The sequence below is a fragment of the Streptococcus parasanguinis genome (genome assembly GCF_001073155.1).
In the GTDB taxonomy this organism is placed as follows: Bacteria; Bacillota; Bacilli; order Lactobacillales; family Streptococcaceae; genus Streptococcus; species Streptococcus parasanguinis_D.
On sequence record NZ_JVEE01000032.1, the window covers coordinates 1 to 13,996 of the forward strand.

The 13,996-nt window shown below is 42.1% G+C and carries 14 protein-coding genes; 13 read left to right on the plus strand and 1 reads right to left on the minus strand.

All coding sequences use genetic code 11. The features are described from left to right. The coding region (locus tag ADH92_RS05110; protein WP_049497618.1) for a Spy0128 family protein at window positions 1-856 on the plus strand (856 nt) is incomplete at its 5' end. A 774-nt stretch (window positions 857-1,630) separates the two neighbouring features. Here ADH92_RS05110 and ADH92_RS05115 read toward each other — a convergent pair. Continuing rightward, window positions 1,631-1,834, minus strand: coding sequence for a CsbD family protein (locus ADH92_RS05115; RefSeq protein WP_003016236.1), 204 nt, complete (start codon window positions 1,832-1,834; stop codon window positions 1,631-1,633). A gap of 318 nt (window positions 1,835-2,152) precedes the next feature. Between ADH92_RS05115 and ADH92_RS05120 the strand changes: the two genes are divergently transcribed. From ADH92_RS05120 to dnaK, 12 genes are all read left to right on the plus strand, one after another. Further along, window positions 2,153-2,752: a rhomboid family intramembrane serine protease gene (locus ADH92_RS05120; RefSeq protein WP_049497621.1), complete on the plus strand. Its 600-nt coding sequence runs from the start codon at window positions 2,153-2,155 to the stop codon at window positions 2,750-2,752. 184 nt (window positions 2,753-2,936) lie between these two features. Further along, the gene (locus ADH92_RS05125) at window positions 2,937-3,944 is read left to right on the plus strand and encodes an NADP-dependent oxidoreductase (protein ID WP_049497623.1); all 1,008 of its coding nucleotides are present in this window, start codon (window positions 2,937-2,939) and stop codon (window positions 3,942-3,944) included. A 13-nt stretch (window positions 3,945-3,957) separates the two neighbouring features. Beyond that, window positions 3,958-4,593, plus strand: a complete 636-nt coding sequence (locus ADH92_RS05130; RefSeq protein WP_049497625.1) for a TetR/AcrR family transcriptional regulator — start codon at window positions 3,958-3,960, stop codon at window positions 4,591-4,593. 190 nt (window positions 4,594-4,783) lie between these two features. After that, window positions 4,784-5,905: a VanZ family protein gene (locus ADH92_RS05135; protein ID WP_049497627.1), complete on the plus strand. Its 1,122-nt coding sequence runs from the start codon at window positions 4,784-4,786 to the stop codon at window positions 5,903-5,905. Between the two features lie 129 nt (window positions 5,906-6,034). Next, entirely contained in the window at window positions 6,035-6,301 is a 267-nt protein-coding gene (locus tag ADH92_RS05140) for an ACT domain-containing protein (RefSeq protein WP_003004214.1), read from the plus strand. 18 nt (window positions 6,302-6,319) lie between these two features. Then, window positions 6,320-7,657 (plus strand): PFL family protein, encoded by a 1,338-nt coding sequence (locus tag ADH92_RS05145; protein ID WP_049497629.1) that lies wholly within the window; start codon window positions 6,320-6,322, stop codon window positions 7,655-7,657. An 81-nt stretch (window positions 7,658-7,738) separates the two neighbouring features. After that, window positions 7,739-8,428 (plus strand): histidine phosphatase family protein, encoded by a 690-nt coding sequence (locus tag ADH92_RS05150; protein ID WP_049497630.1) that lies wholly within the window; start codon window positions 7,739-7,741, stop codon window positions 8,426-8,428. A 123-nt stretch (window positions 8,429-8,551) separates the two neighbouring features. Continuing rightward, window positions 8,552-9,253 (plus strand): histidine phosphatase family protein, encoded by a 702-nt coding sequence (locus tag ADH92_RS05155; protein WP_045759108.1) that lies wholly within the window; start codon window positions 8,552-8,554, stop codon window positions 9,251-9,253. Further along, the gene (locus ADH92_RS05160) at window positions 9,243-10,016 is read left to right on the plus strand and encodes a M15 family metallopeptidase (RefSeq protein WP_049497634.1); all 774 of its coding nucleotides are present in this window, start codon (window positions 9,243-9,245) and stop codon (window positions 10,014-10,016) included. The genes ADH92_RS05155 and ADH92_RS05160 overlap by 11 nt, the downstream gene beginning before the upstream one ends. Before the next feature lie 167 nt (window positions 10,017-10,183). Beyond that, a complete protein-coding gene (gene hrcA / locus ADH92_RS05165; protein WP_003004578.1) occupies window positions 10,184-11,218 on the plus strand; it encodes a heat-inducible transcriptional repressor HrcA in 1,035 nt (344 codons plus the stop codon). Between the two features lie 24 nt (window positions 11,219-11,242). After that, window positions 11,243-11,767 carry a nucleotide exchange factor GrpE gene (grpE, locus tag ADH92_RS05170; protein ID WP_306790306.1) on the plus strand — a complete coding sequence of 175 codons (525 nt, stop codon included), beginning with the start codon at window positions 11,243-11,245 and terminating at the stop codon, window positions 11,765-11,767. Window positions 11,768-12,020: 253 nt separating this feature from the next. Then, complete coding sequence (gene dnaK, locus ADH92_RS05175) at window positions 12,021-13,844, plus strand: molecular chaperone DnaK (protein ID WP_049497638.1); 1,824 nt, start codon at window positions 12,021-12,023, stop codon at window positions 13,842-13,844. Window positions 13,845-13,996: the final 152 nt, after the last annotated feature.

The window sequence follows — 13,996 nt, forward strand, 5'->3', positions numbered from 1 at the left end:
GCTTGAAAATGGCCATGTCATTCAAACGAAGAAGAATAAAGCTGATGGAACGATCCAATTTGACGCCATTTCATATGCAACAGAAGGAACTCATACTTATACAGTTCGCGAAGTAGTCGGAACAGATACAGACATTGACTACGATAGCATGACTACCACAGTTAAAGTAACTGTTACGAAAGACACTACTACAGGTCTTTTGAGTGCTAAGACTGAAATGACTTCAACAGGTGGGGAAGCAACTGGTGCTGATGACACAATTTTCAATAATTACTTTGTAGCTCCAGTTAAAGCACAGTTCAACTTCACCAAGAAATTGGAAGGTCGTGAATTGAAGGCTGGTGAATTCAGCTTTGTTCTTAAGGATGAAAAAGGAAATGTGATCGAAACAGTAACGAATAATGCGGATGGTAAGATCCAATTTTCACCTCTTACATTTAAACGTGGTGAAGAAGGTACTTATGTTTATCATGTAGAAGAAGTGAAAGGTACTGAAGCCGGTGTCATTTTTGATCACATGATCGCTACTGTAGGTATCACAGTGAAGAAAGATGGTAAAGTGTTGACAGCGACGACTCAATTACCAGAAGATACAGAGTTTAATAATACTGTTATTCCGCCAACACCGCCAACACCGCCAACGCCACCAACACCGCCAACACCACCAACACCGCCAACATCACCAACACCACCAACATCACCAACACCGCCAACACCACCAACATCACCAACGCCACCAGCTCCGGCACTCCCTGAAACTGGTGAAGTACAATCAGCATCTGCTGTATTGTTAGGTGCTGCATTTGGTATGGTTGGTCTTGTGGGGATTGTGAAACGCAAAAAAGTTGAAGATTAAAGTTGATATGATCCCTATAAATTAATTAAAGAGTCAAAAATGGATGTTCATATTTGAAAATCTATATTATACAGTTTTCTAATCTTTGATTAATAGAGATATATCAACGTTTATAGACATTCAAGAGAACTCTCTTGGATGTCTTTTTTTGTTTCGCTTAAACATTTTAAAACGATGGGAAACCGCATAATAGCAGTACTTATCAGAGTTCCATCGTGTAGTCGTCAAATATCTAAAGCTCCGATATTACTATTTTTGAGAAGGTTTGTATGCATTCTAAATGCACCAAAAATGGTTCGTTTTTTATGCTATAATAGGAAATAATTAAAGCAGTGCTTTTTTCTTGGAGAGGATATTAAAGTATAACATCAATAGATGATCTAACCAAATTTGGGCCTGCAAAGATTGGTGATATTTTACAAAATCGTCAATTTCGATAGACTGAATAGATTGTATCAGAGAGAAGTGTAAGTTTTTATGCAGTGAGGATTTAAGGTACACAGTAAGGGAAATGTATGAGAAAAATTTTAATTGGGCTAACTCCACCTACCTGTTTGATAGCTGATCTAGTAAGTTACCATATAAGCAAAGATGGACTTCTAAATGTCAGAGTCCTACGTCCATTCAATAGAATAACAAACATGACAAAGAACACCCAACACCCTTCGGGGGTGTTCTTTTTGTATAACTGAATTTGAAGCAAACAAAAACCCACCCTATCTTCCACGGTCAAACATGACTGTAGAAAATAGAGTGGGTCTAGGATGTTAAAGACTATTTGTCGTCTTTATGAAAGATATTTTTAACGCCCTTGATAGCTCCTTCAACAGCTTCTTTTGCATCTTCAGCAACTTCTTTTGCTTTTGAAGCAACTTTTTCAGCAGTGCCTTCAGCTTCTGTTTTTTTATCGCCGGTTAATTTACCGAAGCCTTCTTTAACAGAGCCTTTTACTTGGTTCAATTTTTCTTCTAATGACATAGCGTCACCTCCATGAAGTTAGTCGTTTATTTCTCTGAATGCAATACTGTTGATTTAAAAAAATATTCGTCTCAGATTAGAATGAGTATATTCTTTTTAAAATGGAAAGTCAAATTTTTGCTACGGTATTCTAAATACAGGATTGCCTCCTGATCCGATTGCGAATGATGAGCGACCAGTCAGTCAGGACATTTAGTTTTTCGATCAAAGAGTTGAAACGAAAGAAGCAAAAACTTTTCTGTCTCCAATGAAATAAATGGTATAATGGTCGTGAATGGAGACATCGTAACGCTGTTTTTTGAAAAAGAGAAGATAAATATGAAAAGAATCCTTACAACCTACCCTGTTATCAGTACTTTAGCTCTAATCTGTTTATCGCTCGGCCTATTGACTTCCTTTTATGGGGAAACTATGTATGACCTATTGGCTTTTCATTCAAAGCCGGTGTATGGTTGGCAATATGTCAGTGGGACCCTGATGCACGGTAGTAAAGGAGCCCCTATCTGGTTTTTATGGGTCCATTTGTTGTTAAATGGACTCATGATCCTTCCCTTCGGAGGACTGCTAGAAAGAAAAAGAGGCTCCAGACAAGTCTTAATCGTTTTTATGACGGCGACAGTCCTCTCTTCCATCGTTTTTCACTTTTTAACCCAGGAGCAGGACATTCAGGCAACAGGGATCTCTGCTGTCGGATACGCCTTTGTGACCGGAGGGGTTATGATCCTGCCAAACGTGTGGAAAGAATTTTCACGTACCGTAAAATGGCTTTATCTATTCTTAATTTTTCTATCTGGCCTCATGATCTTACCAGCAATCACCGGATGGATCTCAACGCTATTGCATCTTTCAGGGATTGTGAGTTATCTATTGGTCTTTATCGGAAGTAATATCTTGAAGGGGAGAGTTAAAAGTTCCTGATATAGTAAATGCAGGGTAGGGTCATTCCTAACAGACGCTCAAGAGGAGAATCTTGGGCGCTTTTTTTTGATAAAAATTTTTTGCATTCTTTTAATTGAAGCTATCATTGAATAGTGTCTAGTTGTATGCTATAATAATCAAAAATTGAGTGATCACTCAATTTTGTGATGGAGGTATGTATTGTATGACTGTAAAAGCGGTTCAATTTCACCGATTTGGTAATATAGATGTCTTAGAATTAGCAGAAGTAGAACCAGAACCACTAAAGGAAAATCAAGTGAGGGTCAAGGTAGCTGCCGTAGGATTAAATCCGGTGGATTATAAAATTTTTGAGGGTGTTAAACAGCTTCGGATGTTATCCCTTTTAATGAAACTAAAGCATCCTAGTAGATGGTTTGAGAAAGCTTCTTCTTTATTCCCTAGAGGAGTTGCACGTGATTTTGCTGGGACTATCATTGAAGTAGGTAAGAGTGTGACTCAGTTTTCGGTAGGAGATAGAGTCTTTGGGACGATTATAAGTGCACCTGGTCTTGGTTCAAAAAGAGGAGCATTAGCAACTGAGATTTGTGTGAAGGAGACGGAGATCGCTTCTATGCCATCTAATATTGATTTTTTGCATGGCTCAGTCTTGGGGGTTAGTTCCTTAACGGTAGGAGGAACTTTTCGAAAAATTAATATTGGAACTAAGGATACAATTGTCATTTCAGGTGCATCTGGAGGAATTGGATCGATTGCAGTACAATATGCTGTTTCAAAAGGTGCCAGAGTTATTGGAATAGCTAGTGCTGGTAATGCGGACTACCTCAGATCGATCGGTGCCATCCCGATTTCCTATCATGAATCGATCAAAAAAAAAATTCAAGAACTTTCAGGAGTAACTGTTACCAAGATGTTGGATTGTTACGGGGGAGACTATGTAAAATTAGGCTTCCAATTGGGTTTACGAGGTGATCAAATTGCTACCCTGGTTCCATCTCCTTCTGCTATCTTGAAAGGAGCTCAATTTACAGGCCCACGGCATTCACAATATGATGACTTCCTATCGCTTGCAGAGCTTGTTTCCAAAGGGGAAATTTCAGTTCGTTTGGATAAAATCTATCCATTTTCATTACCCGAAATAAAAGAAGCATACAAGGATCTTGAAAAAGGGCATACCAGAGGAAAACGTGTGATTGTGATTCAAGAGGAGTGAGGAGGAAAGGAAAATGGTTGATCTAAATCAAGCTTGTGTTCGTCATATTCAACTCATGAGATTGAGTGATAAACAAAAACGTGTTCTAATTGCCAGTTTAACCTTGTTTTCCGAAATCGGTTTTGAAAAAACTACATCGCTTGACATTGCACGCCGAGCGGAAGTATCAGAAGGGACTGTTTTTAGCTATTTTAAAACAAAAGAAGGTATACTCAATACGCTTCTTCTCTTGTTTTTTGATCAGGTCATACCTGAAACAATTGAATTGTTTACTGATCAAAAAGTTCTGTGTAACGATGAAAGTGTTACAGTTTTTTTTCGGAGTATGTTCGAAGATCGACTAAATTTTCTGATCAACAATAGAGATATTATTAAAATTCTCTTTTCAAGGTGTTTAATTGATTCATCTTTGTTTGAAAAAACAGGGAGTATCGTTCAGAACAATATTGTAACGCCACTCAATCCTATTTTAGATAACTATAAGGGGAAAGGGGAGCTGGTTAATTGGCCTAACGAACGAATCATTCGTAATATTATCTCCTTAATGCTATCTTATGCTGTGCCATCCATACTAAATAGTAAAGCAATTGATGTGGGAAAAGTTTCAGATGAGATGATTGAAATTCTAGCGAATAGGATAGTCTTGTGATTCCTATTTTATACTAAGGATGTTACAGTGAGAGAATTCTGATTTTAGTTCAATAAGGAGCTCAAAAAATGAAATGAACTCCTCTTCCTTGACTCTTCCTCTACCAGGCCGTATAATATTCTATATCAATGAAGAAATCACCTTTTGTCATTGTGCAAAGGGTGATTTTATAACGAAAAAAGGAGACACAATGGGGTATATCTCTACAATCAAAACAGCTGTTCAGCTCTTTCCTTTTTTTGCATTTTTGCTGACCTTGCCCTACATGATTTTGAATTATCGAAAATATGGTTCGGTCAATAAATTGCGGGTGCTGATTTTCTATTCTTTTATGCTTTACTTGATGACGGTCTATCTGCTGGTGATTTTGCCTCTGCCGGATCCAAGTAAGATTCATACTAGCTACTCGGAAATGGTCAATCTCCATCCCTTTGCTTTTGTGGTGGATTTTTTCAAGGAGAGCCCCTTTGATTTAGCGCAGACTGGTACTTGGATTCAAGCCCTTAAGCATCCAACTTTTTATGTGCCTGCCTTTAATGTCCTGATGTTGATTCCTTTTGGGATGTATCTACGCTATTATTTCAAGTGTGGTTTTAAGAAAACGATTCTCCTAACAGCCCTCTTTAGTCTCTTTTTGGAACTGACCCAGTTATCAGGTCTCTATTTTCTGTATCCGGGTCCTTACCGCCTAGCAGATGTCGATGATATTATTCAAAATACCACTGGTGGTGGAGTAGGCTATTTTCTCGGTTGGTTCCTGGTTTGGTTATTGCCGACAAGAGACGAAATTGACGAGCATTCTTTCCGAGTAGGAACCAGAGTATCTGGTTTCCGGATAGGTCTTGCCTTCTTGATCGACTTTGTGATGCTATCCTTGCTTTACGCGGTAATCGAGCGTTTAGAGACGATTCCTTATGTAGCGGTTTTGGTTGTCTATTTTGCCTTGATTCCTTTGTGGCGTGGCAAAACCTTGGGAATGGCTTTGTTGAAATTCCGCTTGCATTTTGACAAGCAAAAATGGCTTCGCACCATCTGGAGGGGAATCCTGGTAGTAGGTTATTTCTATCTGATTCCTCAAGGGTTGTTCTATTTGATTTCGCTCTTGAATAGCGATTTGACGGACAATTCCCTCTTAACCCTGTCCATGATTTTATTGCTCTTCTTTATGCTTTTATTGTACCTGATTCTCACTCTTGCTATCGTCTTGCTCAATCGTCGCTTTCCGTTTGATCGTCTAGCTGGGGTTGAGTATGAGAGTACGGTGCGCGTGAAGAAAGAGATCCTAAAGGATGAAACTGAATCGTCAAATTAGAGAGAGTGGGACAGAAATCGGTAATTCGTTAGAATTCGATTTCGTCGTCTCACCTCCGCACAGTTGAGAACGGCGATTTTAAGGGGATTGTGCTACAATGGAAGCAAATAGATAGAATGGAGCAGTGAAATGAAAGCAATTATTACAGTCGTTGGAAAAGACCAAAAAGGAATCGTAGCGGGTGTTGCAACGAAAGTGGCAGAATTAGGACTCAATATCGATGATATCTCTCAAACTGTATTGGATGAATACTTTACCATGATGGCGGTCGTATCGTCAGATGAGAAAAAAGATTTCACCCAGCTCCGTTCAGAGTTGGAAGAATTCGGTCAGTCTCTTCATGTAAAAATCAATATCCAAAGCGCAGCGATTTTTGATGCCATGCACAATTTGTAAGATAGGGGTTGAAAATATATGGACATTAAACAGGTAACAGAAACCATTGCCATGATTGAGGAGCAGAACTTCGATGTTCGGACTATCACCATGGGGATTTCGCTTCTAGATTGTATTGATCCGGATATCGAAAAGGCAGCAGAAAAAGTCTACCATAAGATTGTGACAAAGGCCAAAGACTTGGTAGCTGTGGGGGATGAGATCGCGGCAGAACTTGGCATTCCAATTGTGAATAAACGGGTTTCAGTCACTCCGATTTCTATTATCGGAGCTGCAACAGATGCGACAGATTATGTACCCTTTGCCAAGGCACTAGATCGTGCGGCCAAAGAAGTTGGGGTCAACTTTATCGGTGGCTTCTCAGCTCTGGTTCAAAAAGGCTACCAAAAGGGGGATGAAATCCTCATTAATTCTATTCCTCGCGCCCTTGCAGAGACGGATTTTGTCTGCTCTTCAGTCAATATTGGATCGACCAAGACAGGGATCAATATGACAGCTGTCCGAGATATGGGTCGTATCATTAAAGAAGCATCCCAAGCAGATCCAATGGGGCCTGGTAAGCTCGTGGTCTTTGCTAATGCAGTAGAAGATAATCCCTTTATGGCGGGAGCCTTCCATGGTGTCGGTGAAGCGGATGTCGTCATCAACGTTGGGGTTTCAGGACCTGGTGTCGTCCAACGGGCGATCGAAAAAGTTCCAGGCGCTAGCTTTGATGTATTGGCTGAAACGGTCAAGAAGACAGCTTTCAAAATCACCCGTGTCGGACAATTAGTTGGTCAAATGGCTAGTGAACGTCTCGGTGTTGAGTTTGGAATTGTTGACTTGTCCCTTGCTCCAACACCAGCTATTGGGGACTCTGTAGCCCGTGTCCTTGAAGCGATGGGGCTTGAAGTGGTAGGAACCCACGGGACAACAGCAGCCCTAGCTCTTCTCAATGACCAAGTGAAAAAAGGTGGCATCATGGCTTGTAACCAAGTCGGTGGGTTGTCAGGTGCTTTCATTCCGGTCTCAGAAGATGAAGGGATGATTGCGGCGGTCCAATCCGGTCATATCAACCTGGAAAAATTGGAAGCCATGACAGCCATCTGCTCGGTTGGTCTGGATATGATTGCTATCCCAGCTGATACTCCAGATACAACCATTGCGGCCATGATCGCCGATGAAGCAGCTATCGGGGTCATTAACCAAAAGACAACAGCCGTTCGGATCATTCCTTATGGCAAGGAAGGCGATATGTTAGAGCTTGGTGGACTTCTTGGGTCTGCTCCGGTAATGAAGGTCAACAAGGCTTCGTCAGCTGATTTCATTGCCCGTGGTGGTCAAATTCCAGCTCCGGTTCATAGCTTTAAAAACTAAGAGAAATCTAGTATAATAGTAGAAAATAGAAAAGTCTGTGATGATGAAGCTCCAGACTTTTTTCTTGCAAAAGGAGACAAGATGGCTAAAACAAGATTATTTGTGATTCGTCATGGGAGAACCATGTTTAATACCATTGGCCGTGCTCAAGGCTGGTCCGATACACCCTTGACAGCAGAAGGAGAACGAGGGATTCAAGCTCTAGGAATCGGCTTGCGTGAGTCCGGTTTGGAGTTTACTCGAGCTTATTCCAGTGATTCAGGCCGTGCCATTCAGACTATGGGGATCATTCTCGATGAATTGGGCTTGAAAGACCAGATTCCTTATCGCTTTGACAAACGGATCCGCGAATGGTGTTTTGGAAGTTTTGATGGTGCCTATGGAGGGGAGCTCTTTCATGGTGTCGTGCCGCGCGTGCTGGATGTGGAGGATTATAAGACCTTGACCTTGGAAGACTTGGCCAATGGCATTTGCCAAGTGGACACAGCAAATTGGGCTGAACCTTGGGAAGTCTTGAAAAGCCGAATCCTAGAAGGTTTTGAAGCCATCGCCAAAGAAGTAGAAGAAAATGGTGGAGGCAATGCCTTGGTGGTCAGCCATAGTTGGACCATTCAGACCTTAGTCTGCTTGGTCGAAGGAAAACCAAATCTCAATCTGCCTCTTTCAAATGGTAGTGTTACTCTTGTAGAATATGAAGATGGAAAATTGACGGTTAAGGGGATTGGAGATAGCAGTTACCGTGAGGTCGGTGAAAGCTTGCAAGAATCCTAGTCCATAATGAAAGGCTGACCCTTTGGTCATGGCCTTTTCTTTCTCTCGAAACTTGTAAGAGCTTTCCTACTTTCTTTTTGCAAAAAATGATATAATGAAAGAGATACATACGGAGGTAATACAATGACAAAAACCAGATTATATATTGCTCGTCATGGAAAAACCATGTTTAATACCATTGGGCGGGCACAGGGCTGGTCAGACACTCCGCTGACAGAAGCAGGAGAGCGTGGGATTCGAGAATTAGGACTTGGTCTCAAGGAAGCTGGGCTTTCTTTTGAAGAGGCTGTTTCGAGTGATTCTGGACGCACCATTCAAACCATGGGAATTATTCTTCAGGAACTTGGTCTGACAGGAAAAATCCCTTATCGTTATGACAAACGGATCCGCGAGTGGTGTTTTGGTAGTTTTGACGGTGCTTATGATGGCGATCTCTTCATGGGAGTCTTACCCCGTGTCTTTAAGGTCGATGATTTCCATCAGTTGAGCCTAATGGAGTTAGCAGAAGGGATCGTCGAAGTGGATACCACGGGATGGGCTGAATCCTGGGGAGCCTTGAGTAGTCGGATCAAAGAAGGTTTTGAAGCCATCGCAAAAGAGGTAGAAGCAGCTGGCGGCGGCAATGCTATTGTGGTCAGCCACGGCATGACCATTACGACCTTGATTTATCTCATCGATCCAAAAGCGGTCGAAGAATTGGTCTTGGACAACGGAAGCGTGACGGTTTTGGCTTATGAAGATGGTGCTTTCAGTATTGAAAAGATTGGGGATCTGTCCTATCGTAAGGTTGGAGCAAAACTTCTAGAGGGTGGCCATGACGAATAAGTATAGACGCGCAAGAAAAAAACGTAAGAAATGGTGGCCTTACCTATTGAGTTTCTTTCTTCTTGTGGTCCTTGGATCGGGAATTGGTGCTTACTTAGCGAAGCCAAGCTTGTTTTCAGGGCTTCAGTTTTGGAAGGCTAAAAAAACAGCTGTAACGACTCCCTCTTCTTCTAAGAAAAAGAAAGAAAAATCAGATTTACCAGCCGTTTCGACAAAAGACTGGCAGTTGATCTTGGTTAATCGTGACAATGTGAAGCCTGAGCTGAACCCACAATTGACAGATGTGGATGCTATCAAAGTGGATAGTCGGATTGTAGAACCAACTCGTCAATTTTTAGAAGCGGCTCGAAAAATTGCCCCAGAAGAAACCTTGATATCAGGCTATCGAAGTGTGGCCGAGCAAACAGAGCTCTATAATGAGCGTGTTGTGCAACTAGAGGCTAGTGGTCTTTCGCACGAAGAAGCTGAAAAGCAGGTGCAGACCCAGGTACAGGTCCCTGGTGCGAGTGAACACCAGACGGGGCTTGCGATTGATATGAGTGTCGAAGCGGGTCAAAGTGATGAGTTGGGCATGCAGTTGGCTGCCATCGCACCGCAATATGGCTTTGTCCTTCGCTACCCAGATGGGAAGAGCAACATCACGGGTGTGAATTTTGAGAATTGGCATTTCCGTTATGTTGGCGTAGAAAATGCTCAGTATATGGCCAACCATCAGCTAGTATTGGAAGAATATATTCAGCTATTGAAAAAAGCTGGTAAATAGGAGGAGATTCACTTCTCTAGGTCTTAAGAATGATTTTTAGCACTCTTTGAAAAAGAGTGCTAATTTTTTGGTTTTTTCTCTTGACTTTCTTTTGGATGGGTGTATAATAGAATCATGGTTTAGCACTTGAGTGTTTAGAGTGCTAAAAATGAAAGAGAGGTGAGGTCATGGTTACAGAACGTCAAAATGAGATTCTTAATCTTGTTGTCGATATCTTTACCAAGACCCACGAACCAGTCGGTTCAAAAGCGCTACAAGATGTCATTCAATCCAGTAGTGCGACCATCCGAAACGACATGGCTGCCCTCGAAAAGCAAGGCTTACTAGAAAAGGCCCACACTTCGAGTGGCCGCATGCCTAGCCGAGCTGGTTTTCAATATTTTGTTCAGAACTCGCTTGATCTAGAGTTGATTGATGAGCAAGATGTCTACCAGGTGGTGAAGGCCTTTGATTTCGAAGCATTTAAGTTAGACGATATCTTGGATGCTACGGCCAAGTTACTAGCCCAGATGACGGGTTACACTGCAGTGATTCAGGATGTTGAACCGACACGTCAGCGCTTGACTGGTTTTGAGATTGTTCCATTATCCAACCACGATGCCTTGGCGGTTCTGACCTTGGATGAATCAAAGCCTGTCACCGTCCAGTTTGCCATACCAAAGAATTTCTTAACCAGTGACTTGGAAATTTTCCACCAGCTGGTTCAAGAACGCTTCATTGGAAATACGGTCTTGGATATCCACTACCGCTTGCGGACGGAGATTCCACAGATTGTACAGCGCTATTTCAAGACGACAGACAATGTGCTGGATCTCTTTGATTACGTCTTCTCGCAACTGTTTCAAGAACTGGTCTTTGTAGAAGGAAAGGTTTCATCATTAACCTACGCCGATCTTCAGACCTATCAGTTCTTAGATAATCCCCAACATGTAGCCTTGGAGTTGCGAGGGGGGATGCCAGAAGACCAAATGACCCAGATCCTAGTTGCAGAATCCCAAGAGAAGGCCTTGAAAAATGTGACGGTGATTAGTCACAAGTTCCTGGTTCCTTATCGTGGGATGGCCCTCATGCATGTGATCGGTCCCGTAGAGATGGACTACAGGCGTGTGATTAGCCTGGTCAATGTCATCGGACGGGTACTGGTTATGAAGTTGACGGATTACTACCGTTACCTCAACAGCAACCATTATGAAGTAAATTAAGATCAAATGAAAGGGGTGTATGCCTTGACAGAAGATATCAAAAAAGAAGACGTGAAAGAAGAGGAAGTTGCCCAAACAGCTGAAGAAGTTGTAGAGGAAAGCAACCAACCTTCTGAGTTAGAAGAAGCACAAGCGCGTGCCGAAGAATTTGAAAATAAATACCTTCGTGCTCATGCAGAAATGCAAAACATTCAGCGCCGTGCCAATGAAGAACGTCAACAATTACAAAAATACCGTAGCCAAGATTTGGCAAAAGCGATCTTACCATCACTTGACAACCTCGAACGTGCCCTTGCCGTAGAAGGGTTGACAGATGATGTGAAGAAGGGCTTGGAAATGGTCCAAGAAAGTTTGGTACATGCCCTGAAAGAAGAAGGAATCGAAGAAATTCCAGCGGACGGAGCCTTTGACCATAACTACCACATGGCCATCCAAACCTTACCTGCAGATGATGAACATCCAGCAGACACCATCGCACAAGTCTTCCAAAAAGGCTACAAACTCCATGACCGCATCTTACGCCCAGCCATGGTAGTTGTCTACAATTAGGCTAGAAAACTTGAAAAATCTTGTCCGAAACGACAATAAACTATGAAAGAATGATAAAAAGCAAGCCGGAGGCTTGCAAGGAAGATATTTCCCGCTGTGGTGAAAGTTTCAGTAGCTCATGCTACTGAAACAGGGGATTTTTGAGACAGTAGGCTCAAAAATAAGTGATGAAATCCCGAAGGGAGTTGCTCACGTCCCCACCACTTAAGGGAAATATCAAAAAAGAAGAAAAAATCAACAAGGAGAAAAACATATGTCTAAAATTATCGGTATTGACTTAGGTACAACAAACTCAGCAGTAGCAGTTCTTGAAGGAACTGAATCAAAAATTATCGCAAACCCAGAAGGAAACCGTACAACTCCATCTGTAGTGTCTTTTAAAAACGGTGAAATCATCGTTGGTGACGCTGCAAAACGTCAAGCAGTAACAAACCCAGATACAGTGATCTCTATCAAGTCTAAGATGGGAACTTCTGAAAAAGTTTCTGCTAACGGGAAAGAATACACTCCACAAGAAATCTCAGCGATGATTCTTCAATACTTGAAAGGTTACGCGGAAGACTACCTTGGTGAAAAAGTAACCAAAGCTGTTATCACAGTTCCGGCTTACTTCAACGATGCACAACGTCAAGCAACTAAAGACGCTGGTAAAATCGCTGGTCTTGAAGTAGAACGTATCGTCAACGAACCAACAGCAGCAGCTCTTGCTTACGGTTTGGATAAGACTGATAAAGAAGAAAAAATCTTGGTATTCGACCTTGGTGGTGGTACATTCGACGTATCTATCCTTGAATTGGGTGATGGTGTCTTTGATGTATTGGCGACTGCAGGGGATAATAAACTCGGTGGTGACGACTTTGACCAAAAAATCATCGACTACATGGTTGAAGAATTCAAGAAAGAAAATGGTATCGACTTGTCAACAGACAAGATGGCGCTTCAACGTTTGAAAGACGCAGCTGAAAAAGCGAAGAAAGACCTTTCTGGTGTGACTTCAACTCAAATCAGCTTGCCGTTCATCACTGCAGGAGCTGCTGGACCTCTTCACTTGGAAATGACTTTGACTCGTGCGAAATTCGACGATTTGACTCGTGATCTTGTAGAACGTACAAAAACTCCAGTTCGTCAAGCCCTTTCAGATGCAGGTTTGAGCTTGTCAGATATCGACGAAGTCATCCTTGTCGGTGGTTCGACTCGTATTCCTGCCGTTGTAGAAGCTGTTAAAGCTGAAACTGGTAAAGAACCAAACAAATCAGTGAACCCTGACGAAGTTGTGGCTATGGGTGCTGCGATCCAAGGTGGTGTGATCACTGGTGACGTGAAAGACGTTGTCCTTCTTGACGTAACGCCATTGTCACTTGGTATCGAAACAATGGGTGGAGTCTTCACAAAATTGATCGACCGCAACACAACCATTCCAACATCTAAATCACAAGTCTTCTCAACTGCAGCAGATAACCAACCAGCCGTTGATATCCACGTTCTTCAAGGGGAACGCCCAATGGCAGCAGATAACAAGACTCTTGGACGCTTCCAATTGACTGATATCCCAGCTGCACCTCGTGGTATCCCACAAATTGAAGTAACATTTGACATCGACAAGAACGGTATCGTATCTGTTAAAGCGAAAGATCTTGGAACTCAAAAAGAACAAACAATTGTTATCCAATCAAACTCAGGTTTGACAGACGAAGAAATCGACCGCATGATGAAAGATGCAGAAGCAAACGCTGAAGCAGATAAGAAACGTAAAGAAGAAGTTGACCTTCGTAACGAAGTAGACCAAGCTATCTTTGCGACTGAAAAAACCATCAAAGAAACTGAAGGCAAAGGCTTTGATGCAGAACGTGACGCAGCTCAAGCAGGACTTGATGATCTTAAGAAAGCTCAAGAATCAGGTAACCTTGAAGAAATGAAAGCGAAACTTGAAGCCTTGAACGAAAAAGCACAAGCATTGGCTGTTAAGCTTTACGAACAAGCTGCAGCAGCGCAACAAGCACAAGCAGGAGCAGAAGGCGCACAAGCAACAGGCAACGCAGGCGACGACGTCGTAGACGGAGAGTTTACAGAAAAATAAGATGCAAAGTCCGTTAAAACCTCACAGTGAAAATAGGAAATCTGACGCAGAAACTTTAGTTTCTAGAAAGATTTATCTTTTTCACCAAGAGGTTAGGGCGTGCTCAATTCAGCATTACTAGTTTGATTTTTAAAACTTAAACTAGTAAGTAT

Bases quoted from the DNA above. Each gene is read 5' to 3' on its own strand.
- ADH92_RS05140 (WP_003004214.1), top strand. From the start codon at position 6,035: ATGAAAGCAATTATTACAGTCGTTGGAAAAGACCAAAAAGGAATCGTA.
- ADH92_RS05125 (WP_049497623.1), top strand. From the start codon at position 2,937: ATGACTGTAAAAGCGGTTCAATTTCACCGATTTGGTAATATAGATGTC.
- ADH92_RS05155 (WP_045759108.1), top strand. From the start codon at position 8,552: ATGACAAAAACCAGATTATATATTGCTCGTCATGGAAAAACCATGTTT.
- ADH92_RS05120 (WP_049497621.1), top strand. From the start codon at position 2,153: ATGAAAAGAATCCTTACAACCTACCCTGTTATCAGTACTTTAGCTCTA.
- ADH92_RS05145 (WP_049497629.1), top strand. From the start codon at position 6,320: ATGGACATTAAACAGGTAACAGAAACCATTGCCATGATTGAGGAGCAG.
- ADH92_RS05160 (WP_049497634.1), top strand. From the start codon at position 9,243: ATGACGAATAAGTATAGACGCGCAAGAAAAAAACGTAAGAAATGGTGG.
- dnaK (WP_049497638.1), top strand. From the start codon at position 12,021: ATGTCTAAAATTATCGGTATTGACTTAGGTACAACAAACTCAGCAGTA.
- ADH92_RS05130 (WP_049497625.1), top strand. From the start codon at position 3,958: ATGGTTGATCTAAATCAAGCTTGTGTTCGTCATATTCAACTCATGAGA.
- hrcA (WP_003004578.1), top strand. From the start codon at position 10,184: ATGGTTACAGAACGTCAAAATGAGATTCTTAATCTTGTTGTCGATATC.
- ADH92_RS05150 (WP_049497630.1), top strand. From the start codon at position 7,739: ATGGCTAAAACAAGATTATTTGTGATTCGTCATGGGAGAACCATGTTT.
- ADH92_RS05115 (WP_003016236.1), bottom strand. From the start codon at position 1,834: ATGTCATTAGAAGAAAAATTGAACCAAGTAAAAGGCTCTGTTAAAGAA.
- ADH92_RS05135 (WP_049497627.1), top strand. From the start codon at position 4,784: ATGGGGTATATCTCTACAATCAAAACAGCTGTTCAGCTCTTTCCTTTT.